The 19,505-nt window shown below is 66.2% G+C and carries 20 protein-coding genes; 12 read left to right on the plus strand and 8 right to left on the minus strand.

Annotated features, from left to right (window positions below; translation table 11 throughout):
• The 4 genes from JYJ84_RS10845 to JYJ84_RS10860 all read left to right on the plus strand — a co-directional run.
• Window positions 1-504 (plus strand): TolC family protein (locus JYJ84_RS10845; RefSeq protein WP_205189185.1); only part of this gene is annotated, 504 nt, incomplete at its 5' end.
• 47 nt (window positions 505-551) lie between these two features.
• Window positions 552-1,670 carry an HlyD family secretion protein gene (locus tag JYJ84_RS10850; protein WP_174956712.1) on the plus strand — a complete coding sequence of 373 codons (1,119 nt, stop codon included), beginning with the start codon at window positions 552-554 and terminating at the stop codon, window positions 1,668-1,670.
• Window positions 1,667-3,259 carry a DHA2 family efflux MFS transporter permease subunit gene (locus tag JYJ84_RS10855; protein ID WP_174956713.1) on the plus strand — a complete coding sequence of 531 codons (1,593 nt, stop codon included), beginning with the start codon at window positions 1,667-1,669 and terminating at the stop codon, window positions 3,257-3,259. Before JYJ84_RS10850 ends, JYJ84_RS10855 begins: the two co-directional genes overlap by 4 nt.
• Before the next feature lie 126 nt (window positions 3,260-3,385).
• Window positions 3,386-3,790 (plus strand): peptide ABC transporter ATPase, encoded by a 405-nt coding sequence (locus JYJ84_RS10860; RefSeq protein ID WP_122948580.1) that lies wholly within the window; start codon window positions 3,386-3,388, stop codon window positions 3,788-3,790.
• 153 nt (window positions 3,791-3,943) lie between these two features.
• Here JYJ84_RS10860 and JYJ84_RS10865 read toward each other — a convergent pair whose 3' ends face one another.
• The 3 genes from JYJ84_RS10865 to JYJ84_RS10875 form a co-directional block, all read right to left on the minus strand.
• Window positions 3,944-4,264, minus strand: a complete 321-nt coding sequence (locus JYJ84_RS10865) for a helix-turn-helix domain-containing protein (RefSeq protein WP_175222204.1) — start codon at window positions 4,262-4,264, stop codon at window positions 3,944-3,946.
• Window positions 4,264-4,590 (minus strand): SymE family type I addiction module toxin, encoded by a 327-nt coding sequence (locus JYJ84_RS10870; RefSeq protein WP_236027175.1) that lies wholly within the window; start codon window positions 4,588-4,590, stop codon window positions 4,264-4,266. Before JYJ84_RS10870 ends, JYJ84_RS10865 begins: the two co-directional genes overlap by 1 nt.
• A 432-nt stretch (window positions 4,591-5,022) precedes the next feature.
• Window positions 5,023-5,622, minus strand: a complete 600-nt coding sequence (locus JYJ84_RS10875; RefSeq protein ID WP_175222205.1) for an NAD(P)H-dependent oxidoreductase — start codon at window positions 5,620-5,622, stop codon at window positions 5,023-5,025.
• 110 nt (window positions 5,623-5,732) lie between these two features.
• Here JYJ84_RS10875 and JYJ84_RS10880 point away from each other — a divergent pair, with 110 nt between their 5' ends.
• On the plus strand, window positions 5,733-6,650 hold the full coding sequence (locus tag JYJ84_RS10880; protein WP_175222206.1) for a LysR family transcriptional regulator: 918 nt from the start codon (window positions 5,733-5,735) through the stop codon (window positions 6,648-6,650).
• Window positions 6,651-6,683: 33 nt separating this feature from the next.
• On the opposite strand, the gene JYJ84_RS10885 is transcribed toward JYJ84_RS10880, so the two are convergent.
• Both JYJ84_RS10885 and JYJ84_RS10890 read right to left on the minus strand, forming a co-directional pair.
• Window positions 6,684-7,493 carry a TlpA disulfide reductase family protein gene (locus JYJ84_RS10885; RefSeq protein ID WP_122948584.1) on the minus strand — a complete coding sequence of 270 codons (810 nt, stop codon included), beginning with the start codon at window positions 7,491-7,493 and terminating at the stop codon, window positions 6,684-6,686.
• Between the two features lie 225 nt (window positions 7,494-7,718).
• Window positions 7,719-8,726, minus strand: coding sequence for a hypothetical protein (locus JYJ84_RS10890; RefSeq protein WP_175222207.1), 1,008 nt, complete (start codon window positions 8,724-8,726; stop codon window positions 7,719-7,721).
• A gap of 191 nt (window positions 8,727-8,917) precedes the next feature.
• Here JYJ84_RS10890 and JYJ84_RS10895 point away from each other — a divergent pair, with 191 nt between their 5' ends.
• Window positions 8,918-9,643, plus strand: a complete 726-nt coding sequence (locus JYJ84_RS10895; protein ID WP_122948586.1) for a class I SAM-dependent methyltransferase — start codon at window positions 8,918-8,920, stop codon at window positions 9,641-9,643.
• Between the two features lie 157 nt (window positions 9,644-9,800).
• Here the strand turns inward: JYJ84_RS10895 and JYJ84_RS10900 are convergent, their stop codons facing one another.
• Window positions 9,801-10,277, minus strand: a complete 477-nt coding sequence (locus JYJ84_RS10900; protein WP_174956718.1) for a GNAT family N-acetyltransferase — start codon at window positions 10,275-10,277, stop codon at window positions 9,801-9,803.
• Window positions 10,278-10,611: 334 nt separating this feature from the next.
• Between JYJ84_RS10900 and JYJ84_RS10905 the strand changes: the two genes are divergently transcribed.
• Window positions 10,612-12,276, plus strand: coding sequence for an ABC transporter ATP-binding protein (locus tag JYJ84_RS10905; protein WP_175222208.1), 1,665 nt, complete (start codon window positions 10,612-10,614; stop codon window positions 12,274-12,276).
• 41 nt (window positions 12,277-12,317) lie between these two features.
• On the opposite strand, the gene JYJ84_RS10910 is transcribed toward JYJ84_RS10905, so the two are convergent.
• On the minus strand, window positions 12,318-13,355 hold the full coding sequence (locus JYJ84_RS10910; RefSeq protein ID WP_174956720.1) for an aldo/keto reductase: 1,038 nt from the start codon (window positions 13,353-13,355) through the stop codon (window positions 12,318-12,320).
• Window positions 13,356-13,483: 128 nt separating this feature from the next.
• Between JYJ84_RS10910 and JYJ84_RS10915 the strand changes: the two genes are divergently transcribed.
• The 4 genes from JYJ84_RS10915 to JYJ84_RS10930 all read left to right on the plus strand — a co-directional run bounded on the left by JYJ84_RS10915 (window position 13,484) and on the right by JYJ84_RS10930 (window position 17,749).
• Window positions 13,484-14,371, plus strand: a complete 888-nt coding sequence (locus tag JYJ84_RS10915; protein ID WP_175222209.1) for a LysR family transcriptional regulator — start codon at window positions 13,484-13,486, stop codon at window positions 14,369-14,371.
• Window positions 14,372-14,553: 182 nt separating this feature from the next.
• Complete coding sequence (locus JYJ84_RS10920) at window positions 14,554-14,853, plus strand: helix-turn-helix transcriptional regulator (protein WP_175222210.1); 300 nt, start codon at window positions 14,554-14,556, stop codon at window positions 14,851-14,853.
• A 20-nt stretch (window positions 14,854-14,873) separates the two neighbouring features.
• Window positions 14,874-16,226 carry an aminotransferase class V-fold PLP-dependent enzyme gene (locus tag JYJ84_RS10925; RefSeq protein ID WP_175222211.1) on the plus strand — a complete coding sequence of 451 codons (1,353 nt, stop codon included), beginning with the start codon at window positions 14,874-14,876 and terminating at the stop codon, window positions 16,224-16,226.
• 614 nt (window positions 16,227-16,840) lie between these two features.
• Window positions 16,841-17,749, plus strand: coding sequence for a hypothetical protein (locus JYJ84_RS10930; protein WP_175222212.1), 909 nt, complete (start codon window positions 16,841-16,843; stop codon window positions 17,747-17,749).
• Window positions 17,750-18,091: 342 nt separating this feature from the next.
• On the opposite strand, the gene JYJ84_RS10935 is transcribed toward JYJ84_RS10930, so the two are convergent.
• Window positions 18,092-18,724 (minus strand): TetR/AcrR family transcriptional regulator, encoded by a 633-nt coding sequence (locus JYJ84_RS10935; RefSeq protein ID WP_175222213.1) that lies wholly within the window; start codon window positions 18,722-18,724, stop codon window positions 18,092-18,094.
• 61 nt (window positions 18,725-18,785) lie between these two features.
• On the opposite strand from JYJ84_RS10935, the gene JYJ84_RS10940 reads away from it, so the two are divergent.
• A complete protein-coding gene (locus tag JYJ84_RS10940; RefSeq protein WP_175222214.1) occupies window positions 18,786-19,463 on the plus strand; it encodes a DUF4336 domain-containing protein in 678 nt (225 codons plus the stop codon).
• Window positions 19,464-19,505 lie beyond the last annotated feature (42 nt).

Below are 19,505 nucleotides of genomic sequence, written 5' to 3' on the forward strand. Positions count from 1 at the left end.
CGGATCGGTGCCGCGACGGCCGAGCTGTATCCGTCGATCGTACTCGGCGGGTCGGTGAACTGGCTGTCGACGACCGGCGATCCGTCGTCGCTCGGCGACAAGTACGCGATCGCGTGGGGCGTCGGGCCGCTGATTACCTGGCGCTTTCCGAATCTCGCGGCGAGCCGCGCGCAACTCGCGCAGGCCCGCGCGGACGATGCCGCCGCGCGCGCGTCGTTCGATGCGCAGGTGCTGCGTGCGCTGAAGGAGACTGAACAGGCGCTCGCCCGCTATGGCGCCGAGTGGCGCCACAAGGCCGCGCTCGAAACCGCGCGCGCCGAGCACGCACGCGCCTACCGGCTCGCTGAACTGAACTACGACGCGGGTGCGCTGGATTTTCTCGGCGTGCTCGACGCGCAGAGCAGCCTCGTCGCGGTCGATGCGGCGCTGGCCACGTCGACGCAGCAGGTCGCACTCGATCAGGTCGCCGTCTTCAAGGCCCTGGGGGGCGGCTGGCAGCCCTAGCCGGCCGTTCGTGAATCCGCACGCACTCAACCATTCCGATTCCGATCATGAGCACCACAGCCATACCCGAGAAATCCGCGCGTTTCGCGCGGCGCCACTGGATCGCCGCCGGCGTCTTCATCCTCGTCATCGCGCTTGCCGGATTCGGCTGGCGGTGGTGGACGGTCGGCCGCTTCATCGAGCACACCGACGATGCGTACGTGCGCGCCGACATCGTGACCGTCAGCCCGCGCGTGGCCGGTTATGTCGCGCGTGTGGCCGTCGACGACAACCAGCCCGTGAAGCGTGGCGACGTGCTTGTCACACTCGACGATCGCGACTATCGCGCGAAGCTCGACGATGCGCAGGCAGCCGTCGCCGCGGCCGATGCGACGCTGCAGGCCGAGGAAGCCGCGGCCGCGACGCTCGACGCGCAGGTCGGCCAGCAACGCAGCGTGATCGAGCAGGCGCAGGCCGATGCTGCCGCCGCGCGCGCCGAAGCCGCGCGGCGCGATGCCGATGCGGTGCGCTACAAGCAGTTGCTTGCCGAATCGGCCGCCAGCGGGCAGCGCTGGGAACAGGCGCATGCCGATGCGTTGAAGGCTCGCGCGGAACTGGCCCGCGCGAGCGCGGCCGTGCGCGCGCAGGACGACCAGCAGACGGTGCTGCACCGGCGCCGCGCGCAGAGTACGGCCGCGATCGAGCAGGCGCGTGCGCGGCTCGCGGCATCCCGCGCGAAGCTTGCGCTGGCGCAACTCGATGTCGAGCACACGGTGATCCGCGCGACACGCGACGGCACGATCGGCCAGCGGGCGGTGCGCGCGGGGCAGTACGTCGAGGTCGGGATGCCGTTGCTCGCGGTCGTGCCGCTGCGCGATGTGTACGTCGTCGCGAACTTCAAGGAGACGCAGCTCGGCGCGATGCACGATGGGCAGCCGGTCGAGATCGATGTCGATACCTACTCGGGCCGCACGCTGCACGGCCGCGTGCTCGGGCTCGCACCGGGCTCAGGGGCCGAATTCGCGCTGCTGCCGCCGGACAACGCGACCGGCAACTTCACGAAGATCGTGCAGCGCGTGCCCGTGAAGATCCGCCTCGATGCGCCGCCGTCGGGCCTCGTGCTGCGGCCCGGCATGTCGGTGATCGCGCGTGTCGATACGCGCGGCGCACCGGGAGCCGGATCGTGACGGCCGCAACCGGGCAGGCTGCGCAGGCCGAGCACGACGAAACCGTTTCGCTGCGCGCGTGGGTCGCGGTGCTCGGCGGCGTGTTCGGCTGCTTCATGGCGGGGATGAACGTGCACGTGACGAACGCGTCGCTGCCCGATATCCGCGGGTCGCTGGGCGCGAGCTTCGAGGAAGGTTCGTGGATCTCGACCGCCTATCTCGTCGCCGAGATCGTCGTGATTCCGCTCACCGGCTGGCTCGTGCAGGTGTTCTCCGCGCGCCGCGTGTTGCTCGTCGGTGCAACGGGGTTTCTTGCGTTTTCGATCGCGTGCTCGGTCGCGCCGACCATCTCGTCGATGATCGTCGCGCGCGCGCTGCAGGGCGCGTTCGGCGGCGTGCTGATTCCGCTGTCGTTCCAGCTGATCGTCACCGAGCTGCCGCCGTCGAAGCATCCGTTCGGCATGGCGCTGTTCGCGGTCGCGAACAACGTCGCGCAGGCGGCCGGGCCGTCGCTCGGCGGCTGGCTCACCGACATGTATTCGTGGCGCTGGATCTTCTATCTGCAGATTCCGCCCGCGATCGCGCTGATCGTGGCGATCGCGTGGGCGATCCGCCCGCTGCCCGTACAGTTGTCGAAGCTGCGCCAGGCCGACTGGTTCGGGATCGCGACGATGGCGATCGGCTTGAGCGCGCTGCAGATCGTGCTGGAGGAGGGCGGCCGCAAGGACTGGTTCGCGTCCGACCTGATCGTCGAGTTGTCGATCGTCGCGGTGGCGGGGCTCGTCGCGTTCGTCGCGATCGAGCTGCGGCGCAAGGAGCCGTTCATCAACCTGCGGCTGCTCGGACGCTACAACTTCGGGATCGCGAGCCTGATGCAGTTCCTGTTTGGGGCGGTGGTGTTCGGCGTCGTGTTTCTCGTGCCCAACTACTTCGCCGAGCTGCACGGCTACAGCGCGCGCGACATCGGCCTCGCGATGATCCCGTACGGGATCGTGCAGTTCGTGATGTCGTTCCTGACGCCGCCGCTGATGCGCCGCACGAGCCCGCGCGCGACGATCGTGCTCGGCTTCGTGCTCGTTGCGGCCGGCTGCCTGATGAACATCCACCTGACCGCCGACGCCGCGTCGAACGTGATCGTGCCGTCGCTCGTCGTGCGGGGGATCGGGCAGTCGCTCGTCGTGATCGCACTGTCGGTGATGGCCGTCGACGGAATCGAGAAGGCGCAGCTCGGCTCGGCGTCCGGCGTGTTCAACATGGTGCGCAACGTCGGCGGCGCGATCGGCATCGCGGTTGCGAGCCAGATCGTCGTCGAGCGGCAGAAGCTGCACGCGATGCGGATTGGCGAGGCCGTTTCGCCGTTCTCGGAAGCCTTTCAGGAACGCATGGCGATGCTGGCACGGCTGCTGTCGCGCGTGCATGTGCCGCGTGCCGATGCGTTGCCGGGTGCGTCGACCGGCGGCGTGCACGAGCTGGCACTCGCGCTCGTGAACCAGCGCGTGATGCGCGAGGCGCTGCTGATGGCTTACAGCGATACATTCCTGATCGCGGGTGTCGCGATGGCGGGATGTACGGCGGCGGCGTTCGTGTTGAAGGGGAAGAAGAAAGCGTGATGGGGACAGACGCCCGATATCGAAGCCTGATATAGCTGACAGGCGATGACTTGTCGCAATAAGCGTATCGTGCAGGCATCGCGCGCGAGGTCGCTCTCCCGCGCCCATCACCATGAGGAGTGCGGCATGTCGAAGGACGATTCCCTGAGGGGGCCGGTCAAGGAGCAGGCACAGGCAGCGGACCGCCACAACCTGGCGCGGCCGGCTGCGAACGGCGCGCTGTGGGCGCGCGGCCTCACGACGCAACGGGTCGCCGACCTGTTCAGGACCCTGCAGGGGTTGCCGGGGCACTGGATGCAGTTGCAGAACGAAGTCAACGCCGGGAATCGCTATTTTTACGGCGTGCAGAACGGCAGCGTGACGACCGACGAAGGGAAGGCGCTGATCCGCTGGATCGCCAAGGCAGTCGTGAGCGCCGCCGGGGAGGCACAGTTCGACTTCCCGCTGCAGCAACTGCGTTTCACCGCCGACATGGGCTGGTTGAAGCTCCAGCGTGTGCAAGGGCGTGTGATGGTGTTTTCGCAGCCCTGACCGCCTGTTCCGGGGCATCGTCGACATCCGGGGCAATTCATACGTTGTCGGCGTATCGAGGATGATCGTGGCGAGCCGGCTCGCCGGTGACGGGTATGCGGCGGCGGCCGGGTCCGGCCGCCACACACGCCCGTCCGTCCATTCCGCCGGCTGTCAGACCGACACCGTGATGCCTGCCGAACGCTGCGCCGCCGCAGGCCGCACGACGATTTCCACATGCTGGCCCAACGACGCCAGTGTCTGCATCAGCAGTTCCAGCGAAACGTTCCGAAGCCTTTCGCGTTGCTCGGGCGTGACGACCGGCCGGGCCATTTCCGTGAGCGCCGCAGCCTCGTCGTCGCTCAGGCCGCGCGAGACGATCAGTGCGTTGAGTTTCAGTACGAGCGCGGACTTGGCCGATAGCGCGCCAGCATCGTCGAGGCCGAAGTCAGCCGGAAAGTGGGAAGCGTGTTGGCGCGAGTCGTTGTAGTTCATTACGCACCTCCGTTGATCACTGAAAACTGCGGCCGCGGCTGTGTTGTCGCGCGATCGGCATCCTGTCCGGCATCGTCGCCGTGCGCCTCTTCGATCGGCGTGATCACCAGCCGCTTGTGCGTGACCTCGATCTGCAAGCGCTGCTCGGGTTCGAAACCCGCTGCCTCGATCCAGCGGCCGGACAGCTTCATCCATAGATGGAGGACTGGCGGTGCGATGTCGGCGAGCCTGACGTGCGGGACGATGCGGCGAGTCTGAAAAGACGTTCGAGGGGGCACGAAACAATCGTGAAAACGAACCGGTGCGTTATGATTCGCGTCAGCCATGACTGACTCCCATGATGAGTGGGTTGTGGTCAGCGGCCCGCAGGTGCTCCAACATCAGCGGGCCGCGCTCGTTTACGCAGCGAATTTCGATCGACGCCGCGCCACATGATTGGCAGGACGAAATGAATTGAGATTCCTAGCGAAAACGTGCAATCACTCTAGCCGAGATCGGCCACTGTCAGGTGCGGGTCTGGAGCGTCGTCGTCGGCACTGACGGTCGCACCGGTCTTGCATGCTTGCTGCGCAACGATTCCACGGCGATTGCGCTGGCCGGACGCATCGTCACTTCATTGGCGATATGTCAGAAAGCGTGTCGGTCGAATGCTTCGACCCGACAGCCGCACGTTGCACGAGGATGTCATTCGCGCCGCGCAGGTAACGCCCGACCTTGCGCGGGAACGCCACCGTGCCGTCCGCCACGCCGGCCCCGACTCACGCGTGCAGCGCGTCCATCTGCCGGCGTGCGTTCGCGAGTCCCGCCTCGAAACCATGCGGCTTCATGTCGAGCCCTTCCGCGTAGACGAATTCCACATCGGAGATACCCATCAGGCCGAGCACGGCACGCAGGTACGGCGTGACCGCATCCGTTTCCTGGCCGACATGCATGCCGCCGCGGGAACTGAACACGATCGCGCTGATGCCTTCGACGAGCCCTACCGGGTAGGTCTCCGTGTACCGGAACGTCACGCGTGCGCGCGCGACGAGGTCGAACCAGTTCTTCAACTGGGTCGGCACGTTGAGGTTGTACATCGGCGCGCCGATCAGCAGCAGGTCGCTGCCCTTGAGTTCGGCGATCAGTGCGTCGGACAGCACGATCGCACGTTGCGCGCGCTCGCTCGGATTGGCCGCGCCGCGCAGCGCGTGAAACAGTTCGCTGTCGAGCATCGGCAGGTCGGTGTCGACGAGATTGCGCACGATCACGTCGTCGGCATGGCCGTTGGCCTGGCGCTCGGCCAGGAACGGGTCGATCAGCGCCCCGGTTTGCGACTGACTGCCGTTGATGCTGGATTTGAGGACGAGGATCCGTGCCATGCGGGGTGCTCCGTTGCGAATGTAAGGACTGGAATCGATCCTAGCATCCACTTTTTATCGCCAAAAGCGATAAGATCGATGCACTGTGTAGCGTTTTTATCCCCAATCGCATGCGAAACAACCTGAAGGGCATCGACGTCTTCGTCGCCGCGGCGGAAGCGAGCAGCTTCGCGCAGGCGGCCGACAAGCTGCACATCACGCGTTCGGCGGTCGGCAAGAGCATCGCGCGCCTCGAAGAGCGGCTGGGCGTCGTGCTGTTTCAGCGGACGACGCGCAGCCAGAGCCTGACCGACGAAGGTGCGTTGTTCTACGATCATTGCCTGCGTGCGATGGAGCAGATCCAGGCGGGCGAGGCGCTGCTGGAAACCGGCAAATGGCAGATGAAGGGGTGCCTGCGCGTGTCGATGCCGACGCTCTTCGGGCATCTCTGCGTGGCGCCGATCCTGATCGAACTGGCGAAGGCGCATCCCGAGCTCGATCTCGACCTGTCGTTCAGCGATCGTTCCGTCGATCTGGTCGAAGAGCGTTTCGACCTGGCGGTGCGCGTCGGCACGTTGCCGAACAGCAGCGGCCTGGTGGCGCGTCCGCTGGGCGAGCACCGGATGGCGTTCAGCGCATCGCCGGCGTACCTGAGCCGCTGCGGCGAGCCTGCGACCTATGAAGCACTCGAACGGCACAAGGCGCTGGCCTATACGCGTTTCGGCCAGGTGCATCGCTGGCGCGTGATCGTCGACGGCCAGCGCGTGGAACTGCAGCCCGCCGTCCGCCTGCTGTCCGACGATTTGAGCGCGCTGATGGATGCGGCCGTCGCGGATCTCGGCGTCGCGTGGCTGCCGTACTGGCTGGTGCGCGACGCATTGCGCAGCGGCACGTTGCGGGAGCTGCTGCCCGATCGGCCGGGCGTGATCTTTCCGATCCAGGCGGTGTGGCCCTACACGCTGCATCTTCCGCTGAAAGTCCGGGCCGCTGTCGATGCGCTGCGGGAACATCTCCCGGCCCGGCTGGCCGCGGTCGAGGCGCGGATGTGATGCGCGGCGCTGCCGCCCTGCAGCCGACGCGCGTTACTGGCCGAAGCGGTCCGCCACGGCATCCTTCAGCCGCGCGGCGGTGATCTCGCCCATGTGCGATTCGACGAGGTTGCCTTTCGCGTCGAAGAAGAGCGTCGTCGGCAGCCCGCGCGAACCGTAGGCTTTCATCGCGTGCAGCGTGCGATCGAGCAGCACGTGATCGAAGCGCAACCCTTTCTGTTCGAGGAACGCGCGCACCGCTTGCGCGTCTTCGCCCTGGTTGACCATCAGCACCGTCATCCCCGGATGATCCTGCTGCGCTTGCGCGAGGATCGGCATTTCGCGCTGGCACGGCGGGCACCATGTCGCCCAGAGATTCACGACGACGGGCTTGCCCGCGAAGCGTTGCACCGGCACCGGCGTGGCGTCGAGCGCTTCGAGCTGCAACGCGGCGAGCGGCGGCGCGCTGTGCTGCAACGTCGCGAGCGTGCCCTGCGCGATGCCCCATGCGGCGAGGCCCGCGAGCATGCCGGCCATCACCGGGCGACGCAGCGCAGGCAGGCGGCGCAGGCGCCAGCCCGCAAACACGATCGCGGCTGCGAGGCCGATGCGCCAGTCGAAGCCGCCGTCGCCGAGCGCGATGATCGAGCGCGGCGCGGCGGCGTACTCGTGCCACCACTGCGCGACGTAGCCGATACGCGCGGCGAGCAGGCCGAACAGCAGCACGTCGAGGATCAGGCTCGATGCGGTCTTGTGCTGGCCGTCCGGCGGGCGGCGCTGGATGAAACGGGCGACGAGCCACGCGAGCAGCGCGGCGACGGCCACCGCGACGACGCGGATCGAGAAGGGACCGATGCTTAACATGAACAGGAAAGAGGTGGCGTGATCGGGCGGGGGGCACGACGATGATCGGCCGACGACGATGCAGCCGTCAATGGTCGAGCGGCGTTTCGACACCGCCTGATGCACGCGGGTTCCCTTCGTGACTCGCCTGCGCCAAACGGAGTCCGGCGGCTTCGATGCTCGCGCCCGCCGGCATCGTCAGGAGGACGTTGTTTCGTGCGGGTAGGCGATGAATCGGAAGGCTCGTTACGAGCCCTTGGTAGCCGCTGCCTCGCCGAGCCGATACGCCGTGAAGAACTCGTACCAGGGCGACCCTTGCGCGACCGGCACGTTGAGCGCCGCCGTCCGCCGCTTCAACGCGCCGAACACGTCGTTGATACGCGCCGTCTGCCCCGCATCGCTGAACGGATATGGCCGCGCCCGGCCGGCCGCGAATGTGCCGTACGCGATCGCGAGCAGGCGCGCGCTGTCGTCGGTCGCGGCGATCGAACCGTTGATCGTTTCAACGAGGCGCGGCCGGTCTTCTGCGCGCGACCCGGACAGGCACAGGAACACGAGCGCCGACAGTTCGTGCAGATCCTTCACCCGCAACAGGCCCGGCAGCCGCGCGACGATCCGCTCGACCGGTTCGTCGCGCAGTGCATCGCCGAAGTCGAGCACGGCGGTCATCGGGTTCGTGTCCGCTTTCATGCGGTCGAGCGCCGACGGGGCGGCCGACGCGCTGGCACTGTCCGGTGACGCGGGTCGCGCGGACCGCAGCGCATCGGCCACCTGCTGCGCCCATTCCGGAAAGATCATTCGCACGTTGCCGAACTGCTCGCCGCTTTCCGCCGCCGGATTCCATCGATAGACGATCGTGCCGCCGCGAATGAATGGCGAATACAGGTGCTCGGGCGTTTGCGGCAGCGGCCGCCGGTTGATCGGCAGCCAGGCGAGCGTCAGCCAGTCGTAGCGGCCGGTGGCGGGCACGGACGGGCTCGAACTTGCGACGACCTGCCACGTGCCGCGATTCGCATAGCGGCGCCGCGCGTCGGGCACCGCGACGGTCTGGCCTTTCGCGGTGTCGAAGTACGTCGTGCCGGTCACATTCGTGCCGCTGTCCGCGGCCGGCGTGAGGGTGGAGATGACCCACGACGCGCCGTCCGCCGAACGGTAGTCGGACGGCTTCAGCGTCGCGACGTCGTGCACCATGCGCGTTTCCGCCGCGACGGGGCTCGGCGGGACATTGGCGGGCGTGGCGAGGATGCTTGCCATGGGATTTCCTCGGAATCGGGTGCGCATCGTCGAGCGGGGACGACGTGCGGCGCGCGGTTTGTTTTATGTCACTGTAGAACGTTGCCGCCGGAAACGGAACCGGCGAAGCGGCGCAACCCGCTCACGGGTTCCGCCGCTTCGGCTTACCATGCGCATCCTGAGCCAACGACGCACACCGGGTGGGAGCGCACATGACCGACACGACAGCCATCACCGAACACTGGACACAGGTCGCCGACCAATGGATCGGCTGGGCCGGCAAGCCGGGGCACGATGCGTTCTGGAAGTATCGCGCGGGGCTCGCGGCGTATCTCGGCCGCGACACCGGCCGCGCGCTGGAGATCGGCTGCGGCGAAGGCCGCGTGAGCCGCGAGCTGAAGGCGCTCGGCTACGACGTGACCGCGAGCGACGTGGTGCCCGCGATGCTCGACGCCGCGCGTCACGCGGATTCCGCGCATCGCTACGAGCTGGCCGACGCGGCGTCGCTGCCATTCGACGCGGCCAGCTTCGATCTGGTGATGGCGTACAACGTGCTGATGGATCTCGACGACATGCAGCGCGCGCTGATCGAGGCGCGTCGCGTGCTGAAGCCAGGCGGGACGCTGTTCATCTCGCTCGTGCATCCGTTCCGCGATCGCGGCGGCTTCGCGGGGCCGCAACCCGATGCGCCGTTCGTGCTGACGGGCAGCTATTTCGGGCGCGAGCACTTCGATGGCGTGGAAACGCGCGACGGGCTGTCGATGCACTTCGCGGGGTGGTCGCTGCCGTTGCAGGCGTACATGGAAGCGCTGGAAGCGGCCGGGTTCGCGATCGTGTCGCTGCGCGAGCCGCCGCCCGATCACGCGGATACGGACCAGTTGAAGCAGTGGGCGCGCGTGCCGCTGTTTCTGTGGATCAAGGCACGGCCGGTGGGTTGAACGTGTCGCCCCGAGGATCCAAAGATCGAGCGAAGGGGTGATCTTGTATCCCGGGGCCACCAGGTTTGCCGAGGCGGCAGTTCCCGGAAGGGGGCATGGCGTCCAATCGGGCGGGGCAATCCGTGAGACGGCGCTTGCCCACGTTTCTCCGTGCAGCTCAGCGCGACAGCTCCTTCCGGTAGAGCACGGCTCCCGGCTTTGCCGCGACGGTGTCATAGAGCCGCATTGCCGTGTGATTCGTCTCGTGTGTCTGCCAGTACACGCGTTCGGCGCGGTGGGCGCGCGCGGCGTCGTACACGGCTTCGATCAGTGCGCGGCCGACGCCCTTGCCACGCTCGCTGTCGAGCGTGAACAGGTCCTGCAGGTAGCAGGTCGGCCCGATGTGCGTCGTGCTGCGGTGATAGAGGAAATGCACGAGCCCGACGAGCCGGCCGTCGCGCTCGGCGACGCGCGCATGCACGGGTTCGTAGCCGTCGAAGAAGCGCGACCAGGTGAGCTGCGTGACGGCCAGCGGCAGCGCGGTACTGTCGAAGCGGCCGTAGAAGCGGTTATAGCCGTCCCACAGGGGCAGCCACTGGTCGTAGTCGTCTTCCGTGACCGCGCGTACGGTCAGTCCGGTGTCGTTGGCGTTCATGTTGGCGGACCTGTCGATGAGAAGGGCGCGCGCCGCCGATCCGGCCGGCGCGTCGCAGGTCTCTACGATAGGAAGTTCGCGGCCCCATGGGTAGGCCCATGACGACGGCATTTCCTGGTGCCACGATCCGCACAATTCTCACGACGCCGGCCGTCAGCCAGAACCTGCGGTGATCACGCCGGCTCCGCCTGGGGCTGTCGGGTTCAGCCCTCGCGCATCCCTGGCGGTGGGCTTTCTTTTGCGCGCCACCGCCGCCACGGCATTTCTTTCATTCTGTTAGACTTTTTCGCCCATCGCTGCCATCCGGGCTGCGCCGTGCCCGGTTCATCCCGCCATGAACGAAACCCGTGCGTCGCATCCGATCACCGAGGTCCTGCAGGCCTACTGGAAGGCCGATCGCCTGATGTTGCTGACGGTCGTCGCGGTCGTCGTCCTGTCGAGCGCGAGCGCGGTTGCCGCGCCCTATCTGTTCTCGCGCCTGATCGACGCGCTGTCGCACCGCGGCGTGCTCCACGCGCTGATCCCGGGCTTCGTGCTCTACGCGGTGCTACTGGGTCTCTCCAGCGCGCTGCAACGCGTGGTGCAGTACCTGGCGTTCATGAGCTCGGAGAATCTGGGCTTCATCACCAGCACGCGTTTTTTCGAGCGCATCCTGAAGAAGACCACGGCGTTCTTCGTCGAGCACAATCCCGCGGAAATCCAGAACGCGAACGAGCGTGGCAGCCGGGCGCTGTCGGTGCTCGTGCAACTGGGGCTGATGGATCTGATCCCCGGCACGCTGCAGATCGTGCTGACGCTCGTCACGCTCGGCGCACTGATCAATCTCGAGGTGGTGGCCATTACCGCCGCTTACGGTGCGGCCGCGGTGACGATCGCGATCGTTGCCGCGCGGCGCTCGCGCGCGTTCCTCGACCGCGCGATCGAGGCCGGGCAGGAGAACGCGCGTTTCGTCGGCGGTGCGATCAACGCGATGGAGACGCTCCGGCATTTCGGCAGCCATCGCTGGATGAGCGAACGTTTCTCGGAGAAAGCGCGCGTCGAGCGCGACAGCTGGCGCGCGTACGTGCTGCAGCACGTCGGCTATCTTGCGCTGCTGGGTCTCGGCCTCGCGATCCAGTTCTCGGTGACGTTCTGGCTGCTGCTGCCGCGCCATGCGGCGGGTGAGTTGTCGATCGGCGACATCGTGCTGTTCAACACGTTGCTATTGCAGTTGAACCTGCCGTTCGAAATGATCGCGCGCGCCGTCGACGAGTGCGCCCGCTCCCGCGCAGCGCTCGTACCGTTCGCCGCGCTGTGGACGGCGCCCGAGGAGCGGCAGGTGTCGCACGCGTCGGCGTTCGCGCCGCAGGACGGGCGCATCGTGTTCGATCGCGTCGCTTATGCGTACGACAACGGTCGCGGCGTGACCGATGTCGACTTCGTCGCCGAACGTGGTGCGATCACGTTCCTCGTCGGCGAAACCGGCGCGGGGAAATCCACCGTCTTCAAGCTCGCGCTGAAGTCGATCGAGCCGACCGGCGGGCGCATTCTGGTCGATGGCGTCAATCTCGCGGACATCGATCGCGCCGACTGGTACGGCGCGGTCGCCGTCGTGCCGCAGGATGTCGTGCTGCTGAACGAAAGCCTGGAAGACAACATCCTGCTCGGCCGGCCGCGCGATGCGCAGCGCCTGCGCGAAGCGGCCGCGAAGGCGACGATCCTGACGTTCATCGAGCGCTTGCCGGACGGCTTCCGCACCACGGTGGGCGAGCGCGGGTTGAAGCTGTCCGGCGGCGAGCGCCAGCGCATCGCGATTGCCCGCGCGCTGTACGGCGATCCGACCGTGCTGTTTCTCGACGAAGCGAGTTCCGCGCTCGACGAAGCCACCGAGCGCGACATCATGGAGCACGTGCGGCTGCTGGCCCGCGACGTCACGGTCGTCGCGATCACGCACCGGCGCTCGGTCATCGGGCCGGACGACAAGGTCGTGCGGCTCGGCGACGCGCGCGTGCCGGCGTAGGGCCACACGGCCACGTTCGCAGGCTCTGCAGGCCGCCGCCCTTACCCGCGCAGCGGCGGATTGAGTTGCGCGAACGCCTGCTGGCGGCGATACGGGAAGTACGGATAAGGCGCTTCCACCGCGCTTGCCGCGTCGAGCTTCGCGACCTGCGCATCGGTCAGTGCCCAGCCGACCGCGCCGAGGTTCTGCCGCAGCTGTTCCTCGTTGCGCGCGCCGATGATCACCGACGACACAGTCGGGCGCTGCAGCAGCCAGTTCAGCGCGATCTGCGGCACGGTCTTGCCGGTTTCCTCGGCGATCGCGTCGAGTGCGTCGACCACGTCGTACAGGCGCGCGTCGTCGACCGGCGGCCCGTAGCTGGCCGTTTCATGCAGGCGGCTGCCTTCGGGCAGCGGCGCGTTGCGCCGGATCTTGCCGGTGAGCCGGCCCCAGCCGAGCGGGCTCCAGACGAGCGCGCCGAGCCCCTGGTCGGCGCCGAGCGGCATCAGGTCCCACTCGTAGTCGCGACCGACGAGCGAGTAGTAGACCTGGTTCGCCACGTAACGCGACCAGCCATGCTGATCGGCCACCGCCAGCGATTTCATGATCTGCCACCCCGCGAAGTTCGACACGCCGATGTAGCGCAGCTTGCCCGCGCGCACGAGATCGTCGAGCGTCGACATCACTTCCTCGACCGGCGTGCCCGCATCGAACGCGTGGAGTTGCAGCAGGTCGATGTAGTCGGTGTCGAGGCGGCGCAGTGCGTCGTCGACGGCGCGGACCAGCCGCGCGCGCGACGTGCCCGCGTCGTTCGGGCCGCTGCCGGTCGGCAGGCCCGTCTTCGTCGAGATCAGCACCTGGTCGCGACGCCCCTTGAGCGCGGCGCCGAGCACGCGCTCGGATTCGCCGTCCGAATACACGTCGGCCGTGTCGAACAGGTTCACCCCCGCTTCGACGCAGATGTCGATCAGGCGGCGCGCTTCGTCGACACCCGTGTTGCCCCATGCGCTGAACAGCGGGCCGGTGCCGCCGAACGTGCCGGCGCCGAAGCTCAGGACGGGAACCTTGAGGCCGGAGCGGCCGAGGGTGCGGTATTCCATGGCGGGTTTCCTTTGGATGTTCGAGGTGCCGAGTGGGGCCGCGAGGCCAGTGTTGGCACACTGTATCGCTTGCGGATATTTCGGATAATTGGGCAGACTTCGAAAATATCGTTCGGAAGAGGCGAATAATGCTGCTCGACAATCTCGCGCTGTTCCTGCGCATCGTGGAGAAGGGCGGACTGGCCGCAGCGGGCCGTGAGTTCGGGCTGTCGCCGGCCACCGTGTCCGAGCGTCTGACGGCGCTCGAGCGCCACTACGGCGCGGCGCTGCTCACGCGCACGACGCGCGCGATCAGCCTGACCGACGAAGGCCGCACGCTCGTCGACGGCGCGCGGCGCCTGCTGGCCGAGGCCGACGAACTGGAAAGCCGCGTGAGACTCGGCGTGCAGACCCTGTCGGGGCCGGTGCGCCTGAGCGCGCCGGCCGATCTCGGCCGCGAGCGCGTGGTGCCGGTCGTCGACGCGTTCCTCGCCGAGCATCCGGGCGTCACGGTCGACCTGCATCTCGGCGATGGTTACGTGGATGTCGTCGGGCAGGGGCTCGATTTCGCGATCCGCCGAGGGGTGCTCGCCGACAGTTCGCTGCGCAGCCGCTCGCTCGGCCGTGCGCGGCGCGTGGTGTGCGCGTCGCCCGCGTATCTCGCGGCACACGGCACGCCGCAGCATCCGGACGATCTCGCCGCGCACGACTGCATCGTGATGCGCTTCGGGTCGGACCTGTATGCCGAATGGCCGTTCAGCATCGATGGCGAACCCCGGCGCGTGACGGTGCGCGGCCGGCGTGTGGCCAACGACGGCGCGCTCGTACGCGCGTGGTGCGTCGCGGGGCACGGCGTCGCGCTGAAGTCGCTGGTCGACGTCGAGCAGGATCTGGCGTCCGGCGCGCTCGTCGAAGTCCTGCGCGCGTTCTCGCCGGGCGACGTCGACTTGCAGATCGTCTATCCGGGCAACGCCGTGCAGCCACGGCGCGTGCGTGCGCTGATCGACAGGTTGGCGCAGGTGCTGGGAGGCGCGTAAAGGAACTGGCGGGGTTCATGCGATCCGGCGAGCGTTGCGGCAGTGTGTCTTGCCACGATCGCATCGAAGGCCGACGTGACGATCGGGCGTGCGACGTCGTGGGTTGAAACCCGTGTTCGATCGATTGCACACATTTCGTCATTTAGCTAATATTCGAAACGTTAATCGAGCTCCGCATTCTCATGGACGACGTCACCCGCATCAGCGCACTGGCCAACGAAAGCCGCCTGGCCGTGATGCGCTGGCTCAAGCAGCCGCGCAAGCATTTCCCGCCGCAGCCGCACGGCGATGTCGACGAACTCGGCGTGTGCTGCACCTACATCACCGAGAAGCTCGGCATCGCGCCGGCCACGACCACGCGCCACATGCGCATCCTCGCGGATGCCGGGCTCGTGCGCGCGACCCGCGTCGGCAAGTTCACGTACTACAAGCGGATCGACGGCGCGCTGCAGCAGCTCGGCCGCGATCTCTCGCAACTCTGACTCCTACCGAGGCAACCGACATGGACGAACTTGCATTGCTGGCCGACGCCGACCGGCGCGCGCACGCGTATCTGGCCGCGACGAACGAGCGGCGCGCGTTTCCCGATGCGGCCGCATTGGCCGGTCTTGCGGCGTTCGACGAGCCGCTGCCCGATACGGGCCACCCGGCCGACGACGTGCTGCGCCTGCTCGACGAACGCGGTACGCCCGCGACCGTCGCGTCGAACGGCCCGAACTACTTCGGCTTCGTGATCGGCGCCGCGCTACCGGCCGCGGCAGCGGCCGAGCGACTGATGCTCGCGTGGGACCAGTGCGCGTCGTCGTATGCGAATTCGCCGGTGGCCGCGACGATCGAGCGCCAGGCCGCGCGCTGGGTCGTCGACGTGCTCGGGTTGCCCGAAGGCAGCGCGGTCGGTTTCGGCACGAGTGCGACGGCCTGCACGCTCGTCGCGCTGGTGGCCGCGCGGCGCGCGCTGCTCGCGCGCAAGGGCTGGGACGTCGACGAGGACGGCCTGATCGGCGCGCCCGAAGTGAAGGTCGTGATCTCCGAGCTGGCGCACATCACGGTGAAGAAGGCGCTGCGCGTGCTCGGTTTCGGGATGAAGCGCCTCGTCGTCGCACCAGTCGACGCGCACGGCCGCATCGATCCGGCAGAGCTGCCGCCGCTCGACGACATGACGATCCTCTGTGTGCAGGCCGGTGAAGTGAACACCGGCGAGTTCGATCCGTTCGCGGCGCTGATTCCGCCCGCGAAGGCGGCCGGCGCGTGGGTGCACGTCGACGGCGCGTTCGGCCTGTGGGCCCGCGCATCGTCGAAGCGCGCGCTGACGGACGGCATCGAAGGCGCGGACAGCTGGACGACCGACGGGCACAAGTGGCTCAACACGCCGTACGACGGCGCGATGGTGATCTGCCGCCATGCGGACGCGCTCGCGACCGCGATGAACAGCGACGCCGTCTACCTGAGCGGCGCGCAGGACGCGCAGAAGAACCTGAACCTCGAATTCTCGCGGCGCGCGCGCGGCATTCCCGTGTGGGCCGCGCTGCGTTCGCTCGGCCGTGCCGGCGTGGCGACGATGGTCGAGCGGCATTGCGCGCAGGCGGCGCGGGTCGCGGACGGCCTGCGTGCCGCCGGCTACGACGTGCTGAACCGCGTCGTGTTGAACCAGGTGCTGGTGCGCGCCGGCACCGACGATGAAACGGCGGCGATCCGCGAGGCCGCGCAGGCGTCGGGAGAAGTATGGTTCGGCGCGACGGTGTGGCAGGGGCGGCCGGCGTTCCGGATCAGCGTGTCGTCGTGGCGTACCGAAGACGCGCACATCGATCGTCTCGTGGCATTGCTGACGCAACTGCGCGGCGTGCACGTGCGCTGAGCGGCGGCGCTTCGAAGGTCTCGCAGAACGCCTGGCTCGCGAACCTGATGGGCCTCTGAAAAGGGAATGTTGAGGCCCTCGAAAGAATGGCCGCAAACGCCCTGAATGGCGACTTTGACACGGCGGGCAACAAGGCGCTCCAGCTCGCCCCACTTAACCAACAACGCCAGATGATCTCTCGAATGCTGGCGGCAGACCAGTAAGTACGCAGCCTGCTATTCATTTTTTGCCGCCGATCACCAATCTGCAAGCGGCGCATCATGTCGTAGCTGGGAACTTCAACTCTGGCTAGAGTGGGCTACTCTGGCAGAAGGCACCCTCGATCCGACAAGCAATACATGTATCGAGACGCACTGTGATTGCAAATTCATATGGTCGCTCGCTCAGCCATATGCGATGGCTCAGTTGGATACGTGCACACCCATCCTGAAAGATGGAACACCTGACTATCGATTCAGTTCGCACACCATTTCGAGACGAAAATTGAGCCTGGGGATGCCAACTTCGTCTCCAGGCACTACGGTGCGAGCGCTCGGTGAGTTGCCTCAAGCCATGCGCGGATGTTCCGTGAAGAGTTCGACCTCGACAAGAAGGACAAACTAAGGTGGGATTCAATGAAGTCGAGTAAATTGCGCTGGTTGTATTTTGCGACGATCGCTCTGTGCGTTGCGTTTTTCGCGCTACTGAGTAATCAATACAAAAAGAATGAGAAGATGTCGGGTCGAGTTGTCACGATCAAGTTCGGAGCCGAGGGTAGGTCAGATGCCACGGCCCAGGGGTTTTCCTTGATGAATCACCCATCTGGTGTGTATGCATATACGGCTCATTGGGATGCTCGGCATAAGCTTGGGTTGGTAAAATATGTGCAAGAAAAACATTCTTTCGATATCGACAATGTCTTGATCGTGACAGGTCTAGGGGATAAGGATAGTCCGGAGGATGGGGTTGATAATTGGGATATTAGTTTTAATCCATCTTCATCGCGACTCATCTCATATGAAGAGGCTCGAGATAAGATAGCTGGCCTGCTTGATAGATTGCGATCTGCGGGGTGGGTGCGATACATAGAAACCTCGGAGCCTCGTCTGGTTGGAAAGGAGGCCATGCTTTACGCATTAACAAATTCTGGGGTTCTTTATTCGATAGATTCAACCTATACGCCAAGCATAGAGGAATGGAAGAATTTGATGGCTGTTGAGCCGAGGTGGTATTTTTATGCGGATGGTATATTTTTAACGTTGTCGGTGTCATATCAGTCATCCGGGGCTGATGGTATGGGGTATTATTTGTCGGATCTTCAGGTCAGTACTGCATCCGATAATTACAGCCCCTATTTTTCGGACAGCGTTGAGCGTCGAAGGGACTGGAAGAAATATCTGTCCGATGAACTGAGGCCGGCAGTGAAAGAACGATCGAAGCGCGAGGCTGAACTGAAGGCTCAGGGTTACTCGATCGACATGACGTATCAGGCTCCGCCGTTCGAGGCACCGGACTTCTCGGCCATGGCCGGTGACGCACATTGACCGGGAGGAGAGATCGATGCAATGAGCGAGCTTGCATGGACGAGCGCAGATTGTGGTTGGCGACGCGACGCGACGAGCCATGGCGGCAAGGTGATTTCGGGGAGTCCGTATTCGACCTGGAGCGCGGCCCTTGAGGTGGCGGATACTCCTTGCAAGAGACACACCAGGCGTGCCATCACGGGCTTCTGTGCTCGCCCGTGCAACACTGGCACGTGCAGCGTCAAGCGGTATGGCGGTTTTGACCGACACACTGCCCGGAGCGCCTTATTCCACAGTGGGTTCGAAGAGGTTCACTCACTCACGTGTGCCGGGGCCCCCGCAAGCACTGCCTACGCCTCATCGTCAGCGCACCGCGTCGGGAAACGCGTGCATCGAGAACTCGAACGCGGCTTCCGCCAGTGCCTCGATCTCCGCCTCACCGCCTTCCAGATGACCGTCGATCCACAGCATGGCGAAGCCGTGCACGAAGCTGCGCACACCGACGCTGAACGCGCGGATCTGCTGCTCGTCGATGGTGGAGCCGACCATCCTGCGGATCGCCTGCGTCGTCACCTCGCTGTTCTCGCGCCGGGCCTGGACGAGTTCGGCATCGTCCCGGTGCTGGACCGCAAAGCCGCCGTACATGAGCCGGAACAACTCGGCATGCGCGTGCGCGAACTTCACGTGGGCCAGCCCGCCGGCCCGAAACGCGTCGCGCGCCGACGCGCCGCGTGAAATTTCCGCGGCAAACGCGTCGATCTGCACTTGGGTCAGGCGCCGGAAGCCTTCGACCACCAGCGCGACCAGCAGCGCCTCCTTGTTGACGAAGTGGCGATAGACGGCCGAATCCGACACGCCCAGCTGCGTCGCCAGATGGCGCACGCTCAACTCCCGCCCGTTCGCATGCTCGAGCGCGGCAAAGGCCAGATCCAGCACGGCCTGCCGCAGGTTGCCGTGGTGGTAGCCCGCTTTCTGATTCCCGGGGTTTCTACTCATTTGACAGTGTTCAATGTCACGTTCGACAATGTTTGCAACTCAAACATTGTCGGTTCTGGCGATGCCCGCCCTTGATTCGTTGACGAAGGATATCTGGACTGCATCGGTCCCTCATTCTTTCATGGGGCTGCATGTCGGTACGCGCATGACGGTCGTCCGGCTATCGTCGGGCAGCCTGCTGCTGCATTCGCCGGTGCCGCTGGATGGCGGGTTGCGCGCGGAAATCGATGCGCTCGGCGAGGTCAGCCACATCGTCTGCCCGAACCTGTTTCATCACCTCTATGCGGCCGGCGCGGTCGCCGCGTATCCGCGCGCGTTGCTGCACGGCCCGGCCGCGCTGCAGCGCAAGCGCAAGGATCTGCGCTTCGACGCGGTGCTGACGGACGTGCCGCATCCGGAATGGGGCGACGACTTCGAACTGCTGACGATCGAAGGCTGCCTGCTGCGCGAGACGGTGTTCTATCACCCGGCCAGCCACACGCTGATTGCCTGCGATCTCGTCGAGAATTTTCACGCGTCGCCGCACTGGTTGACGCGGCACTACCTGCGCCTGGGCGGCGTGCTCGGGCAGGTCGGCTGGCATCCGTTGTTGCGCGTGGTCTATCGGGACCGGCGCGTGGCCCGCGCATGCGTCGACCGGCTGCTGGAATGGCCGTTCGAACGCGTGGCGCTCGCGCACGGAGACCCGCTGACCGAGCATGCGCACGACGCGGTGCGGCAGGGCATGGCGTGGCTTTGAATCCACCGATAACGACGCAGGATCAGGGAGAGACGGGATGGC

The sequence above is a fragment of the Burkholderia sp. LMG 13014 genome (genome assembly GCF_905232215.1).
Lineage (GTDB): Bacteria > Pseudomonadota > Gammaproteobacteria > Burkholderiales > Burkholderiaceae > Burkholderia.